This is a genomic window from Streptomyces doebereineriae (assembly GCF_031845645.1).
Classification (GTDB): Bacteria; Actinomycetota; Actinomycetes; order Streptomycetales; family Streptomycetaceae; genus Streptomyces; species Streptomyces canus.
In genome coordinates this window covers 202,478-225,135 of record NZ_JAVREZ010000011.1, presented here as the reverse complement: position 1 = coordinate 225,135, position 22,658 = coordinate 202,478, and the positions used below count along the sequence as shown (strand labels likewise).

The 22,658-nt window shown below is 72.2% G+C and carries 20 protein-coding genes; 11 read left to right on the top strand and 9 right to left on the bottom strand.

The window, feature by feature from the left end; translation table 11 throughout:
- Position 1: 1 nt before the first annotated feature.
- Positions 2-1,447 (bottom strand): xylulokinase, encoded by a 1,446-nt coding sequence (gene xylB / locus RNB18_RS29780; protein WP_311717209.1) that lies wholly within the window; start codon positions 1,445-1,447, stop codon positions 2-4.
- Between the two features lie 162 nt (positions 1,448-1,609).
- Between xylB and xylA the strand changes: the two genes are divergently transcribed.
- Entirely contained in the window at positions 1,610-2,776 is a 1,167-nt protein-coding gene (gene xylA, locus RNB18_RS29775) for a xylose isomerase (protein ID WP_311717208.1), read from the top strand.
- 180 nt (positions 2,777-2,956) lie between these two features.
- On the top strand, positions 2,957-3,412 hold the full coding sequence (locus RNB18_RS29770) for a hypothetical protein (protein WP_311717207.1): 456 nt from the start codon (positions 2,957-2,959) through the stop codon (positions 3,410-3,412).
- A gap of 1 nt (position 3,413) precedes the next feature.
- Here RNB18_RS29770 and RNB18_RS29765 read toward each other — a convergent pair whose 3' ends face one another.
- On the bottom strand, positions 3,414-4,754 hold the full coding sequence (locus tag RNB18_RS29765) for an esterase-like activity of phytase family protein (protein WP_311717206.1): 1,341 nt from the start codon (positions 4,752-4,754) through the stop codon (positions 3,414-3,416).
- Positions 4,755-4,890: 136 nt separating this feature from the next.
- Positions 4,891-5,571 (bottom strand): TetR/AcrR family transcriptional regulator, encoded by a 681-nt coding sequence (locus RNB18_RS29760; RefSeq protein ID WP_311717205.1) that lies wholly within the window; start codon positions 5,569-5,571, stop codon positions 4,891-4,893.
- Positions 5,572-5,671: 100 nt separating this feature from the next.
- On the opposite strand from RNB18_RS29760, the gene RNB18_RS29755 reads away from it, so the two are divergent.
- Positions 5,672-6,517 carry a patatin-like phospholipase family protein gene (locus RNB18_RS29755; RefSeq protein ID WP_311717204.1) on the top strand — a complete coding sequence of 282 codons (846 nt, stop codon included), beginning with the start codon at positions 5,672-5,674 and terminating at the stop codon, positions 6,515-6,517.
- A gap of 52 nt (positions 6,518-6,569) precedes the next feature.
- Positions 6,570-7,745 carry a cytochrome P450 family protein gene (locus RNB18_RS29750; RefSeq protein WP_311717203.1) on the top strand — a complete coding sequence of 392 codons (1,176 nt, stop codon included), beginning with the start codon at positions 6,570-6,572 and terminating at the stop codon, positions 7,743-7,745.
- On the opposite strand, the gene RNB18_RS29745 is transcribed toward RNB18_RS29750, so the two are convergent.
- Together RNB18_RS29745 and RNB18_RS29740 are read right to left on the bottom strand one after the other, a co-directional pair.
- Entirely contained in the window at positions 7,725-8,993 is a 1,269-nt protein-coding gene (locus RNB18_RS29745; protein WP_311717202.1) for an SWF or SNF family helicase, read from the bottom strand. The genes RNB18_RS29750 and RNB18_RS29745 overlap by 21 nt on opposite strands.
- Positions 8,990-11,779 (bottom strand): DEAD/DEAH box helicase, encoded by a 2,790-nt coding sequence (locus tag RNB18_RS29740; protein WP_394817696.1) that lies wholly within the window; start codon positions 11,777-11,779, stop codon positions 8,990-8,992. Before RNB18_RS29740 ends, RNB18_RS29745 begins: the two co-directional genes overlap by 4 nt.
- Positions 11,780-12,059: 280 nt before the next feature.
- Here RNB18_RS29740 and RNB18_RS29735 point away from each other — a divergent pair, with 280 nt between their 5' ends.
- Positions 12,060-13,118 (top strand): fatty acid desaturase family protein, encoded by a 1,059-nt coding sequence (locus tag RNB18_RS29735; RefSeq protein WP_311717201.1) that lies wholly within the window; start codon positions 12,060-12,062, stop codon positions 13,116-13,118.
- 132 nt (positions 13,119-13,250) lie between these two features.
- Positions 13,251-13,433 carry a hypothetical protein gene (locus RNB18_RS29730; RefSeq protein WP_311717200.1) on the top strand — a complete coding sequence of 61 codons (183 nt, stop codon included), beginning with the start codon at positions 13,251-13,253 and terminating at the stop codon, positions 13,431-13,433.
- 53 nt (positions 13,434-13,486) lie between these two features.
- Here the strand turns inward: RNB18_RS29730 and RNB18_RS29725 are convergent, their stop codons facing one another.
- Both RNB18_RS29725 and RNB18_RS29720 read right to left on the bottom strand, forming a co-directional pair.
- Entirely contained in the window at positions 13,487-14,464 is a 978-nt protein-coding gene (locus RNB18_RS29725; RefSeq protein WP_311717199.1) for a hypothetical protein, read from the bottom strand.
- Positions 14,465-14,599: 135 nt separating this feature from the next.
- Positions 14,600-14,896, bottom strand: a complete 297-nt coding sequence (locus RNB18_RS29720; RefSeq protein WP_311717198.1) for a hypothetical protein — start codon at positions 14,894-14,896, stop codon at positions 14,600-14,602.
- Between the two features lie 348 nt (positions 14,897-15,244).
- Between RNB18_RS29720 and RNB18_RS29715 the strand changes: the two genes are divergently transcribed.
- On the top strand, positions 15,245-16,603 hold the full coding sequence (locus RNB18_RS29715; RefSeq protein ID WP_311717297.1) for an FAD-dependent oxidoreductase: 1,359 nt from the start codon (positions 15,245-15,247) through the stop codon (positions 16,601-16,603).
- A 58-nt stretch (positions 16,604-16,661) separates the two neighbouring features.
- Here RNB18_RS29715 and RNB18_RS29710 read toward each other — a convergent pair whose 3' ends face one another.
- A complete protein-coding gene (locus RNB18_RS29710; protein WP_311717197.1) occupies positions 16,662-17,195 on the bottom strand; it encodes a PadR family transcriptional regulator in 534 nt (177 codons plus the stop codon).
- Positions 17,196-17,303: 108 nt separating this feature from the next.
- Here RNB18_RS29710 and RNB18_RS29705 point away from each other — a divergent pair, with 108 nt between their 5' ends.
- Positions 17,304-18,059: an alpha/beta fold hydrolase gene (locus tag RNB18_RS29705; protein ID WP_311717196.1), complete on the top strand. Its 756-nt coding sequence runs from the start codon at positions 17,304-17,306 to the stop codon at positions 18,057-18,059.
- A gap of 6 nt (positions 18,060-18,065) precedes the next feature.
- Here RNB18_RS29705 and RNB18_RS29700 read toward each other — a convergent pair whose 3' ends face one another.
- Entirely contained in the window at positions 18,066-18,665 is a 600-nt protein-coding gene (locus tag RNB18_RS29700; RefSeq protein ID WP_311717195.1) for a class I SAM-dependent methyltransferase, read from the bottom strand.
- A gap of 153 nt (positions 18,666-18,818) precedes the next feature.
- Between RNB18_RS29700 and RNB18_RS29695 the strand changes: the two genes are divergently transcribed.
- The 3 genes from RNB18_RS29695 (at position 18,819) to RNB18_RS29685 (ending at position 22,652) form a co-directional block, all read left to right on the top strand.
- Positions 18,819-19,592 (top strand): MHYT domain-containing protein, encoded by a 774-nt coding sequence (locus tag RNB18_RS29695; RefSeq protein ID WP_311717194.1) that lies wholly within the window; start codon positions 18,819-18,821, stop codon positions 19,590-19,592.
- Between the two features lie 64 nt (positions 19,593-19,656).
- Positions 19,657-22,182, top strand: a complete 2,526-nt coding sequence (locus RNB18_RS29690; RefSeq protein ID WP_311717193.1) for a sensor histidine kinase — start codon at positions 19,657-19,659, stop codon at positions 22,180-22,182.
- Complete coding sequence (locus RNB18_RS29685) at positions 22,179-22,652, top strand: roadblock/LC7 domain-containing protein (protein WP_394817690.1); 474 nt, start codon at positions 22,179-22,181, stop codon at positions 22,650-22,652. The genes RNB18_RS29690 and RNB18_RS29685 overlap by 4 nt, the downstream gene beginning before the upstream one ends.
- The last annotated feature ends 6 nt before the right edge of the window (positions 22,653-22,658 follow it).

The window sequence follows — 22,658 nt, the reverse complement described above, 5'->3', positions numbered from 1 at the left end:
CTCACCCCTCAGAGGTCCCCCGCTCCAGCAGCGGCGCCGCGTCGGAGAGTACCCCGGCGATCCTGGCCAGCGTCTCGTCGTCCCGCTCCACGGCCTCCAGTACCGGCCCGGCGGCGGTGTTCCAGCGCCGGGCGACCGCGCCCGGGTCCTCGCCGGTGAGCAGTCCGGCGGCCTGCGCGGCGGCGCCGAGCGCGACCAGCTCCTTGGCCTCGGGCACCTGGACGGGACGCCCCGAGAGCCGCCGTACGGTCTGCTGCCAGGCGGTGCCCTGCGCGCCGCCGCCGATGAGCAGCAGGGGTGTCGAACGATCCGCGTCCTGGTCGAGCACCAGGTCCAGCGCTCCGAGCAGTGCCTGTACGGCGCCGTCGTAGGCCGACTGGAGGAGCTGGCCGCCGGTGGTGTCGTGGCGAAGGCCGTGCAGTACCCCGGAGGCGTTCGGCAGGTTCGGGGTCCGCTCGCCGTCCAGGTAGGGCAGCAGGGTGACGCCCGATACCGGCTCGACGGCCTCGCGGTCCAGGCCCAGCAGTGCCGCGATGCGGTCCACGGCAAGCGTGCAGTTCAAGGTGCAGGCCAGCGGCAGCCAGTCTCCGTGGGCGTCGGCGAAGCCGGCCACGGTGCCGGTGGGGTCGGTGGGGCGGTGCTTCGAGACGGCGTACACCGTGCCCGAGGTGCCCAGACTCATCACCGGCGTGCCGGGCCGCAGCCCGAGGCCGAGCGCGGCTGCGGCGTTGTCGCCGGTGCCGGGGGCGACCAGGGTGCCCTTGGAGAACGGCAGGTCATGGCCGTCGCGCACGGTGCCGGCCACCTCGCCGGGCCGGACCACGCGGGGGAGCAGAGCGGGGTCGAGGCCTACGCGCGCGAGGATCTCGTCGGCGTAGGACTCCGTCGCCGACGCCCACCAGCCGGTGCCGGAAGCGTCGCCCCGGTCCGTCGTGCCCTCGCCGGTGAGGCGCTCGGTGAGGTAGTCGTGCGGAAGACGCACGGCCTTCGTGGCGCGCAGGGCTTCCGGCTCGTGCTCGGCGAGCCAGGCCCACTTCGTGACCGTGAAGGAGGCGCCCGGCACGCTGCCGGTCCGTTCCGCCCAGGCCTTCGGGCCGCCCAGCTCCTCGATCAGACGCCGAGCCTGGGGCGCTGAGCGGACGTCGTTCCACAGGAGGGCCGGCCGCACCGGCTCGCCCTGGGCGTCGAGCGTGACGAGGCCGTGCTGCTGTCCCCCGATCGACACCGCGGCGGCTTCGCGCGCCGCGTCCCCGCACTGGCGCAGCGCCTCGGACAGCGCGTCCCACCACTGGCGGGGGTCGCTCTCCCGGCCGGCCCCGGAGGACACGGTGTGCGGCGCCTGGCCGCGCGCGACGACCCGGCCGGTGGCCGCGTCGACCACCAGCGCCTTGGTGGACTGGGTGGACGTGTCCACGCCGACGACGAGCGGACCCTCGGCTGCTGACATCGGGTTCTCCCTTTTTGCGGCTCTTGACCGTAATGCGGCTCGTGACCTTGATATGGCTCATGTCTCCACCCGGAGACACCTTGTGTCTTCCCGGAGGCGTGTGTGCATACTAATTTGTAAACCGCCATGACGAAATAGTCCGCAGCAGCAAGGAGCCGCGTCATGAACTACCAGCCCACCCCCGAGGACAGGTTCACCTTCGGCCTGTGGACCGTCGGCTGGCAGGGAAGGGACCCGTTCGGCGACGCCACCCGCCGCGCCCTCGACCCGGTCGAGACGGTGCAGCGCCTGGCCGAGCTCGGCGCCCACGGTGTGACCTTCCACGACGACGACCTGATCCCCTTCGGAGCGTCCGACAGTGCGCGCGAGGGTCACATCAAGCGCTTCCGTGAGGCCCTGGACGCGACCGGCATGAAGGTGCCGATGGCGACCACCAACCTCTTCACGCACCCTGTCTTCAAGGACGGCGCGTTCACCGCGAACGACCGCGACGTGCGCCGTTACGCGCTGCGCAAGACGATCCGCAACATCGACCTGGCGGTCGAGCTCGGCGCCGAGACCTACGTCGCCTGGGGCGGCCGCGAGGGCGCCGAGTCCGGCGGGGCCAAGGACGTACGCGTCGCGCTGGACCGCATGAAGGAGGCCTTCGACCTTCTGGGCGAGTACGTCACCGACCAGGGCTACGACCTGAAGTTCGCGATCGAGCCCAAGCCGAACGAGCCGCGCGGCGACATCCTGCTGCCCACCGTCGGCCACGCCCTGGCGTTCATCGAGCGTCTGGAGCGCCCCGAGCTGTACGGCGTGAACCCCGAGGTCGGCCACGAGCAGATGGCCGGACTGAACTTCCCGCACGGCATCGCGCAGGCACTGTGGGCGGGCAAGCTCTTCCACATCGACCTCAACGGCCAGTCCGGCATCAAGTACGACCAGGACCTCCGGTTCGGCGCGGGCGACCTGCGGGCCGCCTTCTGGCTCGTCGACCTCCTGGAGAGCGCCGGCTACGCGGGCCCCAAGCACTTCGACTTCAAGCCGCCGCGCACCGAGGACCTCGACGGTGTGTGGGCGTCGGCCGCGGGCTGCATGCGCAACTACCTCATCCTCAAGGAGCGTGCGGCCGCCTTCCGTGCCGACCCGCAGGTCCAGGAGGCGCTGCGTGCCTCGCGTCTGGACGAGCTGGCGCAGCAGACGGCGGCGGACGGCCTGAAGTCGCTGCTCGCGGACCGCAGTGCCTTCGAGGACTTCGACGTGGAGGAGGCCGCCGCGCGCGGTATGGCCTTCGAGCAGCTCGACCAGCTCGCCATGGACCACCTGTTGGGTGCGCGCGGCTGAATGAGACCCACGCGCGTGTGCCGTCGGCCGTGAGTGGCCTCCGCCGACGGCACGCGCGCGTGCGGCCTTGCAGCGACCCTCGCGGGGAATGTGCCGGAACCATGCGATCCACGGCATGGGGGCGTATCAACTTCCGCGCGGGGGTCGCCCCATGACCGGTTCGGGTCGACTCTGGACGGTATGGCCATGCCGCCGGTACCGCCCCAGCCGCCCGGACCGCCGGGTGACACACCGCCTCCGGGCGGTGGCTTCGGACCACCCCCTGACGACTTCGGGCGCAACGGCCCGAACCCGTACGGGGGTCTGCCGTCGACCCAGCAGATGGGTCCTGCCGGCGACCCCGGGCGAAGCGGGCCGAGAAGGCGCCGGAGCCCGCTGTTCGCCCTGCTCGCCGTAATCGCGGCGGCCGTGGCCGTTGCCCTCGTGGTGGTCTTCATGGCCTCGGGGAACGACGACTCGCCGGACAAGAACCCGGCCCCGGCGACCAGTACGAGCGGTTCTCCCAAGCCGTCGTTCAGCCTGCCCACCCGGCTTCCCAGCGAGTTGCCCAGCGAGCTCCCGTCGCAGTTCCCGACCGACATACCCAGCGAGTTCCCGAGCGACTTGGAGTCCTTGCTCCCCTCTCTGATCGGGTGAGTCAGAGGCGGTGCGGCAGCCTGACGTAGGTCACCGTCGTCTCCACCCCGCTGTCGACCAGTCGGCCGTCGGCGTCGAACGCGCCCGCTCCGTCCGTCATCCCGAAGTCGTTGTCGTTGATCAGGGCGAGTGTGTCGTGGTCCACCCGTGCGACGCCCTCGATCTTCCCGGGCACCCCGGCGACCGTGCCCAGGTCGACGACCGGCTTCTTGGCGAGTACGGGCACGCCCGATGCCGCCGGATCGTCGAGCTGCTCCAGTGACGGAGACGTGGTGTCGTCGTCCCAGGTGCTGCCGAGGATGTTCGAGGACGAGTCCAGGCGCACCAGTTGAAGCCGTGCGGCCTTGTCGGTGCGCTCCTCGACCAGCAGCTGGTCACCGCCCACCGCTACCACTGAGGAGATCTTGAGCTCGGAGGTGTCGTCCTCGCTCGGGTCCACGACGTTCACCGGGTCGAAGCGGTACGCGTACTCGGCGGTGACCGTCTTCTTCTTCGGCGAGAAACGCAGCAGCCGGGTGGTCCTGGATGCCTCCCCGGTGGCCGTGTCCGGCAGGGACAACGGGCTCTGCACCGCCAGTACCAGATCGCCGCCGGGCAGGTGGGCGAGCCCCTCGAAGCCCCGGTTGATCTTCCGGTGCAGCAGGACGGAGGGCAGCGCGTCCACCACCGGGTAGCCGGTGCCGGTGAGGTTCAGCCCCTTGGGCACATAGCGCGTGAGGACCTTCCCGCGCGCGGAGACGTGAACCAGGCTCGGCCCGTACTCGTCGACAAGCCAGAAGGTCCCGTCCGAGGCCCGCACGATGCCCTCGGTGTCCAGGCCGTTCGGGTTGTACGACAGTGCAGTGAGCGCGTTGTAGTCGTACGGCGCCTCGTCGCGCCCCTGCTGGTCGGGCAGGCCCGTGACGGGCTTGCCGGAGGAGGTCGTGAGCGGGATCGCGTCCAGCACCTTGACGGTGTCGCCGGAGACGCGGATCTTCACGATCGCCGGGTCGAAGCCGGGGACCGGGAACGTGCGGCGCTTGGTGCCGGCGACCTTGATCTGGCCGTTGGGCCCGCGGTCGGTGACGGTCCAGAACTCGCCCTTGCGGCCCGTCGGATAGATGTCACTGCCGATGCCGCCGAGGTCCACCCCGCGGTCGTCGGCCACCGTGCCCGGCAGGAGCCTGTTGCTGAACGCACCCAGCGGGATGTCGCCGAGCGTCGCCGTCCTTACGACACGCGCCTCGCCCGACGGGGCACCCATGGCCGGGCCCGCCGCGATCAGGGCGGCGATCAGGGCGAGGGGCACACCCGCCGCAGCGGTGCGTCTGGCGGGGTGTCGGCCGTCGACGTGCGGGGACATGGGGCCTCCTGGGAACCAAGTTCGGTGACAGCGGCCAGATTTGGGCCCCGCTCGGAACGCCGTACGACCGAAGGGTGAACGTGTGGCGTCGGCCGTGCGTCGGCCCGACGTCGCGGCACGCGCGCGTGCCGCGTGTTCAGCCGGTCGAGCTGCGGGGTGGCCGGTGTGGTCCCAATCCTTGGAGGACATCGCCGAGTTCGTCCGCCGTGAGCGCGGGGGACGGGAGGGACGCGACGGCCGGCGAGGCGCGCAGACCGTCGAGGAGCAGGGCGAGAGGGCGACGCCAGGCCTCGGGGCCGGCGGCCGTGGTGAGGGAGGGGACGGCCCGGCCGAGCGCGGCCAGCGCGAAGAGGACGTCCTCCGTCGTGACGTCCGCCCGGATGCTTCCCTCGTCGCGCCCACGGCGCAGGAGCAGTTCCATGGTCGCCCGGTTGTGGGCGTGCACGGCCTGCAACGACTCGACGCCCTCGAGGTGCGTGGTCATCAGGTCGTTCGTACCGCGATCGGTCGCCAGGACGGCGAACACCGCTTCCGTGTAGCCGACGAGTCCCTCCCAGGGGTCAGCGGCGGCCCGGGCCTGCTCGCCGGCGGCCATGGTGCCCGTCAGCGGGTCACGGAAGACAGCGTCGACCAGGGCGGCACGGCTCGGAAAGTGCCGGTAGAGCGTGGCGTTTCCCACCCCTGCCCGCCGCGCGATGACGTCCAGGGGTGCCTCCAGCCCCTGCTCCGTGAACACCTCGTGAGCGGCCTCGACCAGCAACTCCCGGTTGCGTCGCGCATCGCGACGCCGGACCGGCACCGCCGCGTCGTCCGCCATGATCACTCCTTCGCATTACCGGGGAGTGTTCCCCGGTAACGATGCTATCGTCGTCCAGGTAAGTGGGGAGTACTCCCCATTTACCTGAGAGGGGTGGGACATGGGCAGTACGGCGCTCGTCCTCGGCGGGGGCGGCCTCGTCGGCGGAGCCTGGATGACGGGAGTCCTCGCCGGCCTGTGCGACTCCGGTGTCGACCCGGCCCGCGCGGATGTAGTCATCGGGACCTCGGCCGGTGCGATCTTCGGTTCGCGTCTCCGCGCGGGCGAGCCCGCGCGCGAGCTGTACGAACGCCAACTGGCCGGTGGCGACCGGGTGGGCCTCGCCGTGACGTCTGCTCAGACGCTTCGCTTTCTGTGGGCCGCGCTGGGCTCCCGCGATCCGGAGCGTTCCGTGCTGCGCCTCGGGCGAGCTGCGCTGAGGGCCCGAACGGGTCCCGAGTCCGATGTGTACGACGCCCTGCGTCCACTGCTGCGGAGCGTGGGGGACTGGCCCGACCGCGCACTGCGGATCACGGCCGTCGACGCCCTCTCCGGGCAACTGACGGCCTTCGACGCCGACTCGGACGTCACGCTCCTCGAAGCCGTCGTCGCCAGCTGCGCGGTGCCCGTGGTCTGGCCCCCGATCACCTTGACCGGGCGCCGCTGGATGGACGGGGGCGCCCGCTCCACGGCCAACATCCACCTCGCGCGTGGCCACCACCACGTCCTGGCCATCGCCCCGATCCCCGCCGCCGTGGGCCCACATCCCGGTGCCGAACACCAGGCGGCCGTCCTCGCCGCCGAAGGCGCCCACGTCACCCTCGTCACGCCGGACCGCGCCGCACGCCGGGCCATGGGCCGCGACATGACGTCCGACGCGCGCCGCCCCGCGGCCGCCAGGGCCGGCCACGCCCAGGCGACGGCCCTCGCGGCCTCGGTGCACCCGCTCTGGCGCGCCGAGCAGTGAAGGCCGGGCCGGTACGCCGTAAGCCTGACGACCGCTAGCGAAAGGAACCACTGTGCCCGCGCCCACTCTGGAGGAGCTGACCCCGGACGGCCATGACTTCGCCTCGAACCCGTACCCCGTCTACGCCGCGCTGCGGGCCAAGGGCGCCGTGCACCGCGTCCTCGTGCCCGGAAGCGGTGAGAGCTGGCTCGTCGTCGCCCATGACGCGGCGCGAGCCGCGCTGACCGACCCGCGTCTGCGCAACGACATCCGGCATTCCTCGTCCTGGCGGAGCGACGGCGGACACGCCGTCGGCCGCAACATGCTCCAGAGCGACCCTCCGCAGCACACCCGGCTGCGTCGACTGGTGGCGGCTCACTTCACGGCAGGGAGGATCACCGCGCTGCGACCGAGAATCGAAGCCACAGCCCTCGAACTCCTGGACGCGCTGCCGGAGCGGGGAACGGCGGACCTGGTCGCCAGGTACGCGCTGCCACTGCCCGTCACGGTGATCTGTGACCTCCTGGAGGTGCCCGCGGCCGACCGCGCGGTGTTCCACGCCTGGGCCGACGAACTCGTCATGCCCGCCTCGACCGAGACGGCGACCGCCGCCGCGGCGTCACTGACCGAGTACCTCGCCGGTCTGCTCGCCCGAGGACGCGAAAAGCGGGCGACAGGCCTGCTCGGCGACCTCGTGGCAGCCTCGGACCTCACCTCCGAAGAGCTCCTCGGCATGGCGTTCCTGATCCTCGTCGCCGGCCACGAGACGACCGTCGACCTGATCTCCGGAACCGTCCACGCGCTGCTGGCCCACCCGGACCAACTCGCCCTGCTCCGCGCCGAACCGGACCTCACCGGCCCGGCCGTCGAGGAGTCCCTGCGCTACAACTCACCCGTCCACGCCACCGCGTTCCGCTTCGCGGCCGAGCCGCTCGACATCGACGGCACCCGGATCCAGGCGGGCGACTCCGTACAGGTCTCACTCGCCGCGGCCTCCCGCGATCCGCTGCGTTTTCCCGACCCCGACCGCTTCGACCTACGGCGTTCCACGCGCGCGCACCTGGCGTTCGGCCACGGCCCGCACCACTGCCTGGGCGCCCCGCTGGCCCGCGCGGAGGCGGCCGTCGCTCTGCGCCTGCTGCTGCGCCACCGGCCCGCTCTCGCCTTCGCGACCGACCCGGGCACGTTGACCTGGCGCAGCAGCACGCTCCTGAGGGGCCTGGCCGAACTACCGCTGCGGTTCGGCTGAGGAGAGCTCCGCCGAGGACAGAGCCGTCGCCGGATCCAGGGCCGCCGGGCCCGCGACTATCCAGCGCTCCCGCTCCTGGCGGTACGGCCACCACCGCCCGTCCCGTCCCAGGCGCACCTGGGCCGGCGCGTCGACGGCCGTCCACCGGTTGCCCTCTGCCCTGAGCGACGGCCGTTCGTCCTCGTCCCAGGCCGAGTCCAGAGCGGCACGCGCGCGTGCGAGTGTGTCGCCCGAGGGTGCCCATTCCTCCTCCAGCACCGACAGCGCTTCCGCACCACCGAGCCGCCACGCGCGCGTGGCCTCCGCCAGCGACTGCGGATCACGCCCCGATCCATCGGCGAGCCGTTCCGTCAGTGCCGGGTCGGGCGCGTCGACGGCGAGGCGTACGGCATCCTGAGCGGCCGTCAGCCCGATTACGGCGGCGGGCCGTTCGGACGGTCGACGGAGAGCGTCCGCGAGCAGCCGATGAGCCTCTACGGCGGTCCGAGCGGCCAGATGACGGACGGCGACCGGGTCGACTCCCGGCCCGGGCGGGGCCTCGGTGTCCAGCGAGGGCGGCGAGCCGGGCTTCTCGGGCATCTCCGCCGTCTCGGGCAGGGGCGGCAGGATGTCGCCGGCCGCATACGCCTCGGCGGCATCCACCCCCTCCGGTTCGGGAGCTTCCTCCACGGGCGCGGCGCTGCGGTCCTGGAGATCCTCGAGGAGGGTGTGTTCGCCGCGACCGCGCATCAGCAGCAGCACGAAGGGGTCCTGGTCCAGCAGCCGGGCCACCTGATAGCAGAGAGCTGCCGTGTGCCCGCAGTGGTCCCAGGCGCCGCAATCGCACTTCGGTTCCAGATCGCCCAGCCCCGGCAGGAGTTCGATGCCTTCGGACGCCGCGTCCTCGACCAGGTGCGGCGGCATCTCACGGTCCAGCAGGGCCGCGACGTGACCGGCCCGCTCGACGGCCATGTCGAGGAGGCGGTCCCACTGCTCGGCCGACAGTTCGGCCAGCAGAACGTCGGCGCGGTGCGCAGTGCGATCACGGTCCTGGACGACGGCCGTGATGCGCCCGGGACGTACCGACACCGCGCCCACAGCTCCCGCGCGGGCGATCCTGCGGCCCGACTTCACCTGCCCCGAGTCCAGCGCGGCGTCCTCCAATGCCCGCAGCCAGGCAAGGCCCCACCAGGTCTGTGCGAAACCCCGCCCGTGCGCGGGCGGCAGCGCCGCGAACGTGCGCTCCGCGTCACCGTCGTGTCCGGTCATCGTGCACCTCCTCGCAGCTCGACCAGATCGGCCAGCTCCGCGTCCGTCAGCTCGGTCAGTGCCGCCTCGCCGGAACCGAGTACCGCGTCGGCCAACTCCCGCTTGCGGTGCAGCATGTCGGCGATGCGGTCCTCGACGGTCCCCTCGGCGATCAGCCGGTGCACCTGCACGGGCCGCGTCTGCCCGATGCGGTACGCGCGGTCGGTGGCCTGCGCCTCGACGGCCGGGTTCCACCAGCGGTCGTAGTGCACGACATGCTCGGCCCGGGTGAGGTTCAGGCCGGTGCCGGCCGCCTTCAACGACAGCAGGAACACGGGCACTTCACCCTCCTGGAACCGCCGCACCATCGCTTCACGCCGGGCGACCGGTGTCCCGCCGTGCAGGAACTGTGACGGCAGGCCACGCGCCGCGAGGTGCTGCTCGATGAGCCGGGCCATGCGCACGTACTGCGTGAACACCAGGACGCTCGCTCCTTCGGCGACGATGGTGTCGAGGAGCTCGTCCAGCAGTTCCAGCTTGCCGGAACGGCCGGTGATCCTCGGCTTCTCCTCCTTGAGGAACTGCGCCGGGTGGTTGCAGATCTGCTTCAGCCCGGTCAGCAGCTTCACGATCAGCCCGCGCCGCGCCATGCTGTCCGCCCGGGAGATCTCGGCCAGGGTCTCGCGCACCACTGCCTCGTACAGGCCGGCCTGTTCCTGGGTGAGCGACACGGCACGGTCGGTCTCGGTCTTCGGCGGCAGTTCCGGGGCGATTCCAGGGTCCGACTTGCGGCGCCGCAGCAGGAAGGGGCGCACCAGCCGGGCGAGACGTTCCGCGGCGGCCGGGTCCTGACCGCTCTCAATGGCCTGCGCGTACCGGGCGCGGAAGGCGCCGAGCCGGCCCAGCAGACCGGGAGTCGTCCAGTCGAGGATCGCCCACAGCTCCGACAGGTTGTTCTCCACCGGGGTTCCGGTGAGCGCCACGCGTGCGCGTGCCCCGATCGAGCGCAGTTCCCGGGCGGTCGCCGAGTACGGGTTCTTCACGTGCTGCGCCTCGTCCGCCACGACCATCCCCCAAGCCGTTTCGGCGAGCCGGGGCGCGTCCAGGCGCATCGTGCCGTACGTGGTGAGCACGAACTCCCCGTCGGCCAGGCCGTCGAGCTCGCGCCGCGGACCGTGGAAGCGGCGCACACGCGTACCCGGTGCGAACTTCTCGATCTCGCGCTGCCAGTTGCCCATCAGGGACGTCGGGCACACCACGAGGGTGGGGCCGGCGGTGGCGGTGTCGGTCTGCCGGTGCAGATGCAGCGCGATCAGGGTGATCGTCTTGCCGAGTCCCATGTCGTCGGCGAGACAGCAGCCGAGTCCCGAGGACGTCATACGGGCCAGCCAGTTCAGGCCCCGGCGCTGGTAGTCCCGCAGGGGCGCGGCGAGCGCGGCGGGTTGCGGGACCGGCTCCTGCGCCTCCGGGTCCGCCAGCCGGTCCCGCAGCGCCGCCAGCCACCCGGTGGGCTGCACCTCGACCCTGCGGCCGTCGACCTCGGCCGAGCCCGTCAGAGCGGCGCTCAGGGCGTCGACGGGGGTCACCTTGCGGTCCTGCCGGGCACGGGCCCGGCGCACCTCGTGCGGGTCGACCAGCACCCACTGGTCACGCAGCCGCACCACAGGGCGGTTGGCCTCGGCGAGCCGGTCCAGCTCCTCGCGCGTGAGCTGCTGGTCGCCCAGCGCGAACCACCAGTCGAACGCGAGCAGCGCGTCGGCGGACAGGAACGACGGAGTGCCGGACCCGATCCGGTCGCTGTCGTCCGGCGGACCGACCATCGCGCGCGTGGTGAGCTTTCTGGCCAGCTCCTTCGGCCAGTGCACCTCGACGCCCAGGTCGGCGAGACTTCGTGCGCCCGCTCCGAGCAGATCGGTGATCTCGTCGTCTGCGAGATCGACCGCGTCCGGGACGGTGGCCGAGAGCAGCGGGTTGAGCGGGGACCACGCGCGTGCGGCCCTGCGGAGCGCGAGCAGGCAGTCCATCTGCGTGTGGGGGCCGAAGGCCGTGGAACCGGCCCATACGTCGGCGGCGTCCGCGATGACCGTCGGATCGCTCACGCTGTGCACTTGGAGAACGGCCCGGAAGGAGGGCGCCTCACCCGTGGCCAGGCCGTGCACCTCGATGCGCAACGAGACGCGTACGCCCGCGTCGTGGCCCGCGGCGACATCCGCCGCCCACGCGCGCTGCTCGGGCAGGTGCTGCGGTTCCTGCGCGGCGTAGGCGGGTCCGCCCGTCACGAGGGGCGCCGCGGGGGAGCGGGGCAGGGTGTCGGCGACCGCGTCCAGGAAGGCGCGCACCAGTTGTTCGGGGTCGGGCAGCCGGAGCGGCTCGACAGCGCTCAGGGGTACGGCGTGCGCCTCGGGCGGCATCGCCGCGGCGAGTCGGCGGACACGCTCGACGTCGGCCGCTCCCAGAGGACCCATGCGCCAGGCGTCGTGGTCGGCGGGGGACAGCCCGGGCAGCAGCAGCCCGCGGGCTACGCACTGCAGGGCCAGCACGGCGGCGGCACCCCAGAAGAGGGCCGCCCGGTGCCCGTGCGTGGAGGCACGCGCACGCGTGAGGACCGGAAGGGCGGCGCGGACCGGCAGCAGCACCGCGGGCAGGCTCACCAGATCCACACCGCCGTCGCTGGGCACCACGAGCGTCAGATCCTCGATCGTCCCTGCCGCGACAGCGGGAGGAGGAGCGCCGTCGGGCCGCCAAAAGGCGACACTGCCCGTGCGGGCCGGGTCGCCGGGCGCGAACACGGCACAGCACAAAGCCAGTTCGGAGATCTCGGACGGTGATGCCGCGGGAAACCTCTGGACAGATATCGCGGGGCTCCTCAAACTTGACTACTTCGTGGGAGTGCCCGAGGGTACATCACCTTTCGGCCCCACCGTGGAGGGGCCTGTATCACATTCACGCCAGGGTGTTGTCAACCCCCCTGTGCGGCCGGTGCTGCCCCCCGCACGGAGACGGGGGGTTGCCGCATGGTCGCGACCGGTCACCCATCCGTACGTTTCCTCAGGTCAGCACGTTTCCTGAGAGAGCCGGAGCCCGGACATGCCGCAGAGCACCGCAACCGTCGCACCCCGCCCGCGCGGTACGTCCGGCTCCCCGCCCGGCGGAAGCGAATTCGCACCCCTCCTGCGCGCGGTGAAGGGCCAGGGCCTCATGGACCGCCGCCACGGCTGGTACGCCCGGGCCATCGCCGTCAACGCGCTCGCCCTCGCCGGTGTCGTCACCGCCGTCGCCCTGTCCGGCGACTCCTGGCGGACCCTGCTGCTGGCCCCGCTCCTCGCCGTGTTCTCCGCCCGCACCGCCTTCATAGGCCATGACGCGGGCCACGCGCAGATCACCGGCGACAAGGCGGCCGGCCGCGCCATCGGTCTTGTCCACGGCAATCTGCTGCTCGGGATGAGCTACTCCTGGTGGAACCATAAACACCATCGCCACCACGCCAACCCCAACCACATCGACAAGGACCCCGACGTCGCTGCGGACGTCCTCGTCTTCACCGGCGAACAGGCCAAGGGGCGCACCGGCTTCAGGCGCTGGCTCACGCGTCATCAGGCATGGCTGTTCTTCCCGCTCACCCTCCTCGAAGGCGTCGCCCTGAAGGTCCAGGGCTTCCGGGACCTGCGCCGGCAGGCGCCGGGGGAGCGTGCCGAGGAGGGCGCCCTCCTGGTGGGCCATCTCGCCGCCTACGCCACTCTGCTGCTGACCACCATGTCCCCCGGCAGGGCGCTGGCCTTCGCGGTGATCCACCAGGCGCTGTTCGGCCTGCACCTCGGGATGGCCTTCGCCCCCAACCACAAGGGCATGGAAATGCCGGACCCGGACGGCGAGTCCTGGGGCCACCTGCGCCGCCAGGTGCTCACCTCCCGCAACGTCCGCGGCGGCATCCTCACCGACTGGTTCCTCGGTGGCCTCAACTACCAGATCGAGCACCACCTCTTCCCCAGCATGCCCCGGCCCCATCTGCGCCTCGCACAGCCGCTGGTGCGCGCCCACTGCCGGGATCTGGGTATCCCCTATACGGAGACCGGACTCGTCGACTCCTACCGACAGGCCCTGAGCCACATGCACGAGGTGGGCGAGCCACTGCGGGCGGCCCGCTAGGAAGCGCGTGCCTCCGGGGCGTCTCAGGGCGAGGTCTCAGGGATGTCTCAGGGTCGCGATTCGGAACTGCAGGAGGCGCGGACCCGTTTCTCTGGACAGAGAGCGGCAACCGCCGCGAAGGAGGCGACGCACATGTCGAAGAACGCGAAGATCGCCGCAGGGGGAGTGGCGGTCGGGCTGCTCCTGCTGTTCTGGCTGCCCTGGTGGGCCTCAGTCCTGATCATCCTGGGAGTCCCGGCCGCCGCATACCTCACACTGGACCCCTCGCAGCGGCGCCGGCTGCGCCGCGCCACCCGCAAGGAACTCGGCCGCTGACCCACCCGCACCGGCCGGGAGCACGACAGGCCCGGACGGTGCGGCGCGGCGGCTCAACTGGGACGTACGGCCATCTTGTCGAGCGCTTCCAGCAGCCCCGGCAGCTCCGGGCCCCGGCCCACCGGCAGGACCTCCCCGGGCTCGTCGTCGAGCAGCACGAACGCGATGTCGTCGGTCCTGGCCACCAGTGACCAGCCGGGACCGTCGGCACGCAGCGTCCGCGCGTCGCCCGACGCGAAGGACGACCGGACCCGCCCGAGGGGCGGCGGCGAATCCACGTAGGCGCGGGCCTCCGCGAGGACACGCCGGATGCCGCTGTGGCCCTTGCGGGCCTCCTTCTCGGCCCCGCCCGAGATCTTGTCTTCCGCGGCCTCGTCTCCCGCGGCTCTTTCTCCCGAGCTCTCGTTGTCCGAGGCCTCGTCGCCCGTGGCCTTGTCCTCCGGGACGTCGCGGTCCGTGGTCTCGCCGTCGGAGACCTTGCCGGCCACGGCCTTGTCACCCCCGGTGGGCCCGCCGTTCGGGCTCGGGAAGGCCGCGTCGTCGATCTGCTCCCGCCACATCGCCCACTGGAGCGCGATCTCATCGGCGCCCAGCCGCCGCTGGGCGGATCCCCATGTGGACGTGTCCGGCGGTGTCAGCGGCGGGCCGTCGGCGGTCTCGGGATCGGGGTCGTGCGGCGCCGGCACGCCGGGCGCCGCGACGGCGAGCGCGAGCGGCCAGCCGGGCAGCGCGGCCACGACCGTGTGCTCGTCGGGCGACAGGTCGTACTCCATGCCGCAGTCCCAGGACGCGATGGCGACGGCGACCAGTGAGACGTCGTCGATGACGACCGTCCATCGGGCTCCGCCGCCGTCCTGGCCGAACACCAGACCGTACCCGTCCGCCAGCGGTGCCAGACCGAGCGCCGCGCAGGCCTCCGGATAGTCGTCGCCCAGCACGCTCGGGAACTTCGCCGGCGTCAGCAGCACCGCCGTCAGCACATAGAGCGCGTCGTCCGCAGCGGCGACGGCGTCCTCGTCCGTCCCGGCCATCCCAGCCTCCCCATCGGTTCGTCCAACGGCGCGCACCCTAGTGTGCGCGGAAGGCCCTTGTCACGACTCCCAAGCACACCCGGAGCTGCAGTTTTCCGGCTGGACGGGGCGAATCGACCATCCCTTGCCGGCCGGTCAGGCCGTCGGCAGTCCGAGGAGCGCTCGTGCCACCGTACGCGGCGACTCGTCGCGCTCCCGCGCGAGGGCGATGACGGCCCGGCACGCGAGCTCGTTGACCCCGAACGACAGTGCCTCCGGCGATACCCAGGCCGAGGCCTCGTCGATCCGGTCCTGATCGTCCTCCGCGCAGGCCGAGACGTACGCGGCGGCGGCCTCGAACAGATTGTGCGTGCGGCCTTCCCGGCCGGTGGGCGCCTCGGTGCGCAACGCATTGACGAATCTGGCGCTGGACTTGCGGATCCTGCCCCACATGCCGACCACCTTCCCCCTGAGTGACGTGGTCCTGCCGAACGTGCGTCTTCTGCTACTCACCGTAAGGTTGGAGCCCTGCCCGCAGAAGGGGACGGGGCGGCGAAGCCTCAGTCCGCCTGTCGGCCTCCGCCCGTTGCGGCGTACCCGGATGATCGACGGAGCCGACGGCCCGGAGCGGTCGAACTCATCACGCCCGGAAGGGCCGGAAAACGGTCAACCAGTTTTGCGGGGCTGGATACTTGTGTCTTCTCACGACATGGCTACCAGGGGAGTGGTTCGGTGAACTCTGCCGGAGGGAAGGGCCGTTGGGGTGCAGGCGGCGGTCGGGGCGGTCGGCACGCCGTCGTCGTGGGCGGGAGCCTCGCAGGGCTTCTCGCGGCGCACGTCCTGGCCGGGTACGCCGACCGGGTGACCGTCGTCGAGCGTGACCGGTTGCCGGACGGCCCCGAGCCGCGGCCCGGTGTGCCACAGGGCCGGCATCCGCACGTCCTGCTGCAGGGCGGGCAGGTGGCCATGGAGTCGCTCCTGCCGGGGTTCCTGGCGGAGCTGCAAGAGGCGGGCGCGCCTCGGGTCGGCATGCCGTCGGACATGGTGATGTGGCAGACCGGCCGCTGGTTCCGCCGGCTGCCCGCGACGACACACATCTACACCGGCTCCCGTGCGCAGCTGGAGGGCCTGGTGCGGCGGCGGGTTCTCGCCAACCCGGTGATCAGCGTGTTGGAGGGGACCGATGTCGTCGGGTTCCTCGGTGATGCCTCGCGGGTGCGGGGTGTGCTGGTGCGGGACCGCTCCGGCGACGCCCGTGCGGAGTCCCGGCCCCTGGAGGCCGATCTGGTCGTCGACGCCTCCGGCAGCGGGACGAAGGCTCCGCAGTGGCTTGCGGCGATCGGCGCCGAGGGCCCGCAGGAGGAAACCATCGACACGGGACTCGCCTACGCCTCCCGCGTCTACCGCGGCACGAACGGCGTCCTCGACGGCGAGACCCGCGGCTACTACGCCTATCCCGACCCCGAGCAGGTGCATGCCGGTGGCGCACTGCCGCTGGAGGACGGCAGCCACCTGGTGATCGTCTCGGGCCTGCGCGGTGACGAACCGCCCACGAACGACGACGAGTTCGTGACGTACGCCAAGAGGTTGCCGCATCCGCTCCTGCACCGGTGGCTGGACGAGGCCGAACCGCTTTCCCCGGCCTTCGGCTTCCGACGCACCGCGAACATCCGCCGCCGCTACGACCTTCCCGGCCATCCGGCAGGATTCCTCGCCACCGGCGACGCGCTGTGCACCTTCAACCCGATCTACGGGCAGGGCATGGCCGTTGCCGCGATGACCGCGGTCGCCCTGCGGGACGCGCTGGCCGACCGGCGCCGGACACCTACGACACGGCGCGTGCAGCAGGCGCTCCTTGCGGCGTCCCGGCTGGCGTGGGACATCTCCGCCGGGGCGGACCGCAAGATGCCGGGCGCGGTCGGCACGGCGACCGACGGTGGGCCCGCGGACCAGGTCGCCGGCTGGTACCTGAGCCGCGTCCAGGAGCGGGCCCCGGGCGACCCTGTCGTGGGGCGGGCCTTCCGTGCCGTGCTGACCCTCTCAGCGCCCGTCACCGCCCTGTTCGCTCCGCCCGTCGCCCGGGCCGTCCTCTTCCGGCCACCCTCGCCGACGCCCACCGAGCCGCCCGCGACACCGGAGGAGTCCGGGTCCCGGGCGTAGTGATCAGCTCACTCGGGGCTGTGCGATTCGGTGCCGATCCTCCGGCGCTGGGCCACGCCTACGAAGAAGCCCCGTCGAGTGACGCGATCGTCTCCCGCAGCCAGCTGAGCTCGGCCCGGGAGGTGGCGCGTGCGATGGTCAGCACACCGCGCCGGAAGGGATCGTCCAACTCCTCGGCGCGCAGCGGCCGGTCGCCTTCGTAGAAGAAGCTCGCCGGCTCCTCCAGGAAGGCGAGCCGGCGTCGCAGTACGGCCGCCTGCGCGCCGGCGTCGTCCAGGTGCCGGAGGAAGGCGAGGACCGTGAACCACCGGTTCTCGTCGGTGATGTCGCGCGCGGCCGGTTCGGCGAGCCGACGGCGCAACTCCTGGCGGCCTTCATCGGTGAGCGTCAGGACATGGCGAGGCGCGGCCACGGCACCAGGTTCCGTGGCGCGCGCCAGCAGCCCCGCCTTCTCCAGCCGCTTGATCGCCGGATACAGCGTGCTCTCGGCCACGTGCCGCACGTGACCCGCCAGCGCTGTGATGCGTTTGCGCAGCTCATAACCGTGCAGCGGGGTGTCGTAGAGGAATCCGAGGATGGCGAGCTCCAGCATGCACGCATTCTGCCGCATCGGCGCTGTACATCCCTGCCGTATTACCTCCTCTTCGATATACATCGGTGACGATGTATTGTCCTCGGTGACGCACAGAGAGAGGGCACCATGAGGCAGGCCGAGTTCGACGGCAAGGGAAGCTGCATCCGCTGGACCGAGACGCCCGGCGAGGAGCCGGCACGCGTGTATGTGCACGGGCTGGGATCGATCTCGACCGTCTATCACGCGCACATCGCGGCCCGGCCCGAACTCGCGGGTCGGCGCAGCTTGTTCGTCGATCTGCCCGGACACGGGGTCAGCGACCGCCCCGAGGACTTCGGATACACGCTGGAGGACCACGCGGACGCCCTGGCCGCCGCTCTGGACGCCGCGAATCTGACCGGGGTCGAGCTCGTCGCGCACAGCATGGGCGGGTCGGTCGCGCTCGTGCTCGCCCACCGCAGGCCCGAGCTCGTCTCCCGGCTGGTCCTCACCGAGGCCAACCTCGACGCTTCGCCTCCCGCTACGGCGGGCAGCACCTGGATCGACGCCTATGAGGAAGACGACTTCGTCGCAGGCGCCCACGCGCGCGTGCTCGAGAAGGTCGGCCCCCTGTGGGCGGCGACCATGCGGCTGGCCGACCCGCGCGCCCTGCACCGCAGCGCGACCGGGCTCAGGCGCGGATCGGCGCCCATGATGCGCGCGATCCTCGAAGGGCTGTCCATCGACCGCGTGTATCTCCAGGGCGAGCTCAGCGGTGAACTGGACGGGCGACGGACGCTGGAGGCAGCAGGAGTGCGGGTGGTGACCGTGCCCGGCGCGGGGCACAACGTCATGCTCGACAACCCCGACGCCTTCGTGGCGGTGGTCGCCGGGACGGAGTGAGCCAGGTCAGTCCTCGCGGACGGCCAGGGCCAGGAAGCGGGCGTCCTCGTCGGCGTACGACGCCATGCGCCAGCCCGAACCCGCCAGTAGAGGACGGAGGTTGGACTCCGCGCGCAGGTCCTCCGGGGTGATCCGGCGCCCCTGGCGTGCGGCGAGCGCCGCTCTGCCGATCGGGTGGAACAGGGCCAGGACGCCGCCGGGCCGCACCACCCGGGCCAACTCGCGCAGATTCTCGGCCGGCCGGGGCAGGTGGGAGATCAGGCCCGCTCCGAAGACGGCGTCGAGCGACCGGGAGCGGAGCGGCAGCGCGGCCACGTCGGAGAGCAGCAGCTGCCCGTCCCGATTCCGTCCGGCCCGTACGGCGGCCTCCAGCATGGCCGGGGTCAGATCGGCCCCCACGACGACTCCCGAGGGCCCCACGGCCGCACGCAGGGGCGGCAGGGCCCGTCCGGTGCCGCAGCCCGCGTCGAGCACGCGGTCGCCCACGCGCAGCCCGAGCTCCGCGACCGCGGCGGCGTAGGCGGGACCGTCGTCCGGGAACCGGCTGTCCCAGTCGGCGGCTCGGGCCGAGAAGAACTCCTGGACATGTGTGTGGTCGTCGCTCATGTTCCGCATGATCCCTCACCGACACGGATGAGGGCCCGTGCGCACACGTTCGAGCGTGACGCGATCGTTCAGATGCATCTCTGCGTCATATTCCAACACCTTTCGAAATGCGCCCTCTTTGTGCGCCCCTGCCCCCACTAGCGTCCCTTGGCCATGGGACACCTGGACCACGCTGCCCTGGGCTGGCTGACGCCCACGCTCTCGTACGTCATGGCCTGTATCGGCGCCGCGCTCGGCCTGCGCTGTACCGTCCGCGCGCTCGGTGCCACCGGGCGTTCGCGCCTCAACTGGCTCATCACCGCGGCCTCGGCCATCGGCACCGGCATCTGGACCATGCACTTCGTGGCCATGCTCGGCTTCAGCGTCAGCGGTACCGACATCCGCTACGACGTACCACTGACCATCGCGAGCCTCCTGGTCGCGATGGTCGTCGTCTCCGCAGGGGTCTTCGCGGTCGGCTACAGCCGGGACCGGGCCCGCGCGCTCTTCCTGGGCGGGCTCACCACCGGCCTGGGCGTGGCGAGCATGCACTACCTGGGCATGGCGGCCGTACGGTTGCACGGCGACGTCGACTACGACCCGGTGCTGGTCGGACTCTCCGTCCTCATCGCCGTCGTCGCGGCGACGGCGGCCCTGTGGGCGGCGCTCAACATCAAGTCGCCTGTCGCCGTCACCATCGCCTCCCTCATCATGGGCGCCGCGGTCAGCAGCATGCACTACACCGGGATGTTCGCGGTGAGTGTGCGGGTCTCGCCCTCCGGGGCCGTCCTGCCCGGGGCCACGGCGATGCAGTTCATCTTCCCGCTCGCCGTCGGCCTCGGCTCCTACCTGTTCCTGACCTCGGCCTTCGTCGCCCTGTCGCCCACGACGGGGGAGCGCGAGGCATCCGCCTCGGCCCAGCGCGCGGTCGAGAGCATCCCCTCCTAGCGGCGGATCCGGGCCGGACGGCCCGACGACACGCCCCCGAACCACTCTCCCGAGCGAGGAGGCCATGCGTACACCGCGTAGGACCCCCACAGACGGCGCCGAGACGCCGCTCCAGACACCCGCGCGCGGGCGACGCGCACATGCCGGACGACCGGCCGAAGAAAGCCCGGACGACCCGGCGGGTCCCCTGCCGGAAGACATACCCGTGCGCACGGGGCACTGGCGGATACGCCCCCGCACAGTCCGCGCCAAGATCGTCTGCCTGCTCATGGTGCCCGTCGTCTCGCTGCTCGCCCTCTGGGCGTACGCCACGGTCACCACCGCCCAGGACGTGGCCCGGCTGCGCCAGCTGCAGCGGGTGGACGACGCCGTCCGCTCTCCCGTCACCGACGCCGTGACCGCGCTCCAGGCGGAGCGTGCCGCCGCGGTCCGCTACGCGACCGACCCGTCCGCCGCGCAGAGCGACGATCTCCGCAAGCTGGCCGAGCGCACCGACCAGGCCGTGGCGCGGCTGCGGCTCGGCGACGGCAACACCGTCGCCGACAGCGAAGAACTGCCCGCCGGTGTCGCCCAGCGGCTCGAGGTCTTCGTGACCGGCGCCGAACAACTGCGCTCCGTGCGCACCGCCGTTCTGGACCGCAGCGCCGGATGGGACGAGACGTACGGTCGCTACACCAGGACCATCGCCGGTGCCTTCGCGGTGGGCGGCGCCCTCACCGGCATCCAGGACGCCGACCTCGGCTCCGACGCGCGCGTGCTGCTCGAGTTCTCCCGCGCCCGCGAGTCGCTGGCCCAGGAGGACGTCGTGCTGGCCGGCGCGCGCCTGTCGGGCGTTCTCGCCGGTGAGCGGCTGCGCCTTTTCACCGGAGCCGTCGACACCCGCCGGGCCCTCACCGAGGGCGCCGTGGCCGACCTGCGCGGCTCCGACCGCGCCGCCTGGCAGAAGGTCGCCGACAGCGGCGCGTACGCCACCGTGACCGCCGCCGAGGACCGGACACTCGCGGCCGCCCCCGGTGCCCGCGCCGTCGAGTCGACGCCGGAGGCCACCTGGCAGGCGGCACACACGCGTGTGCAGAGCGGCATGCGGACCGTCGAACAGGCGGCGGGCAGCGGTGTCGCCCACCGCGCCGACCCGTTCACCCGGGGGCTGCTCACCCCGGCCGGCGCCGCGGTCCTGCTCGGTCTGATGGCCGTCGCCGCGTCGCTCGTCATCTCCGTGCGTATCGGGCGCGGACTCGTCGTCGAGCTGGTGAGCCTGCGCAACAGCGCCCTCGAGATCGCCCGCCGCAAGCTGCCCGAGGCCATGGGGAGGCTGCGGGCCGGCGACGAGATCGACATCCAGTCCGAGGCCCCGCCAGGGCCGCCCGCGGAGGACGAGGCCGGACAGGTCGCCGAGGCCCTGACCACCGTGCACCGCGCGGCACTGCGGGCCGCCGTGGAGCGCGCCGAACTCGCCAGCGGCATCTCCGGGGTCTTCGTCAACCTCGCCCGCCGCAGCCAGGTCCTCGTCCACCGCCAGCTGAGCCTGCTCGACAGCATGGAGCGCCGCTCCGACGACCCGAACGAACTGAGCGATCTCTTCCGGCTCGACCACCTCACCACCCGCATGCGTCGCCACGCGGAGAGTCTGATCATCCTCTCCGGAGCGGCACCCGGCCGCGCCTGGCGCATGCCGGTGTCGCTGACCAACGTGGTCCGCGCGGCCGTCTCCGAGGTCGAGGACTACGCGCGCGTGGAGGTGCGTCAGCTGCCCGACGCCTCCGTCGTCGGCGCGGCGGTCGCCGACCTCACCCACCTGCTGGCCGAGATCATCGAGAACGCCGCCCAGTTCTCACCGCCCCACACACGCGTGCGGGTCACCGGCGAACCCGTCGGCAACGGCTACGCCGTCGAGGTCGAGGACCGCGGTCTGGGCATGGGCAAGGAGACCCTCGCGGAGGCCAACCGGCGCATCGAGCAGTCCGAGGCACTCGACCTGTTCGACAGCGACCGGCTCGGTCTGTTCGTGGTCAGCAGGCTCGCCGCCCGGCACGGCATCAAGGTGCACCTGCGCACCTCGCCCTACGGCGGTACCACCGCGGTCGTCCTGCTGCCCACGGCGCTGCTGCACATCAAGGCGGCGGAACGTTCACCCGCCAAGGCCGCGGACCGGGAACGGCTCACGGAACGCGAGTACGCGCGCGTGGCCGCCGCCGAACGGGACCAGGAGTCCGTCCCCGCCCCGGCCGAGCGGCCCGCCCTGGTGGCCCCCCTGACGGCCTCGCCGGACCGGGGAACGACCGACACACCGCCCTCCGGAGTCACCGCCCTGCGTCTGCACCGCCCTCCCGACGAGCCCGAGGAGTCCGACGACCTCCCCCGCCGGGTACGACAGGCACACCTCGCTCCCCAGCTGCGCGAACAGCGCTCCGAGGAACCGGCCCCGGCAGCCGCCGACCAGGACGACGACGGCCGTACACCCGAGATGGTCCGGGACCGGATGGCGGCGTACCGGGACGGCTGGGCGCGCGGCGGCGGCAGGCAGCCCGGCCGCGGTGCCACCCCTGATTCCCCAGCGGGCAGAGACAGCAGCGAAGGAGACCGAGGATGATCCAGGACCCGAGCACGAGGGCCGACATGGGAGTCCCCCCGCGCGAGCGAAACCGAGAGTGGGGAAGGTCCGGCGAACTCGACTGGCTGCTGGACGACTTGGTGCTGCGGGTGAGCGAGGTACGGCATGCCGTCGTGCTCTCCAACGACGGCCTCGCCGTGGGGGCCTCGACGGACCTGCGCCGCGAGGACGCGGAACACCTCGCCGCGGTCTCCTCCGGCTTCCACAGCCTGGCCAAGGGGGCGGGCCGGCACTTCGGTGCCGGGGGAGTGCGCCAGACCATGGTCGAGATGGACGACGGGTTCCTGTTCGTGGCCGCCGCGGGAGACGGCTCCTGTCTCGCCGTCCTCACCGCCGCGACCGCGGACATAGGCCTGGTCGCCTACGAGATGGCACGGCTGGTCAAGCGGGTCGGCGAGCACCTCTACACGGCACCGCGCGTGGGCGCGCGGCCCCCCGCGGCAGGATGAGAGGGA

Excerpts from the sequence above, each read along its gene's own strand:
- RNB18_RS29760 (WP_311717205.1), bottom strand. The coding sequence starts at position 5,571 with ATGGCGGACGACGCGGCGGTGCCGGTCCGGCGTCGCGATGCGCGACGC.
- xylB (WP_311717209.1), bottom strand. The coding sequence starts at position 1,447 with ATGTCAGCAGCCGAGGGTCCGCTCGTCGTCGGCGTGGACACGTCCACC.
- RNB18_RS29690 (WP_311717193.1), top strand. The coding sequence starts at position 19,657 with ATGCGTACACCGCGTAGGACCCCCACAGACGGCGCCGAGACGCCGCTC.
- xylA (WP_311717208.1), top strand. The coding sequence starts at position 1,610 with ATGAACTACCAGCCCACCCCCGAGGACAGGTTCACCTTCGGCCTGTGG.
- RNB18_RS29755 (WP_311717204.1), top strand. The coding sequence starts at position 5,672 with ATGGGCAGTACGGCGCTCGTCCTCGGCGGGGGCGGCCTCGTCGGCGGA.
- RNB18_RS29705 (WP_311717196.1), top strand. The coding sequence starts at position 17,304 with ATGAGGCAGGCCGAGTTCGACGGCAAGGGAAGCTGCATCCGCTGGACC.
- RNB18_RS29730 (WP_311717200.1), top strand. The coding sequence starts at position 13,251 with ATGTCGAAGAACGCGAAGATCGCCGCAGGGGGAGTGGCGGTCGGGCTG.
- RNB18_RS29735 (WP_311717201.1), top strand. The coding sequence starts at position 12,060 with ATGCCGCAGAGCACCGCAACCGTCGCACCCCGCCCGCGCGGTACGTCC.
- RNB18_RS29700 (WP_311717195.1), bottom strand. The coding sequence starts at position 18,665 with ATGAGCGACGACCACACACATGTCCAGGAGTTCTTCTCGGCCCGAGCC.
- RNB18_RS29765 (WP_311717206.1), bottom strand. The coding sequence starts at position 4,754 with ATGTCCCCGCACGTCGACGGCCGACACCCCGCCAGACGCACCGCTGCG.
- RNB18_RS29710 (WP_311717197.1), bottom strand. The coding sequence starts at position 17,195 with ATGCTGGAGCTCGCCATCCTCGGATTCCTCTACGACACCCCGCTGCAC.
- RNB18_RS29720 (WP_311717198.1), bottom strand. The coding sequence starts at position 14,896 with ATGTGGGGCAGGATCCGCAAGTCCAGCGCCAGATTCGTCAATGCGTTG.
- RNB18_RS29695 (WP_311717194.1), top strand. The coding sequence starts at position 18,819 with ATGGGACACCTGGACCACGCTGCCCTGGGCTGGCTGACGCCCACGCTC.
- RNB18_RS29745 (WP_311717202.1), bottom strand. The coding sequence starts at position 8,993 with ATGACCGGACACGACGGTGACGCGGAGCGCACGTTCGCGGCGCTGCCG.
- RNB18_RS29725 (WP_311717199.1), bottom strand. The coding sequence starts at position 14,464 with ATGGCCGGGACGGACGAGGACGCCGTCGCCGCTGCGGACGACGCGCTC.
- RNB18_RS29685 (WP_394817690.1), top strand. The coding sequence starts at position 22,179 with ATGATCCAGGACCCGAGCACGAGGGCCGACATGGGAGTCCCCCCGCGC.
- RNB18_RS29770 (WP_311717207.1), top strand. The coding sequence starts at position 2,957 with ATGGCCATGCCGCCGGTACCGCCCCAGCCGCCCGGACCGCCGGGTGAC.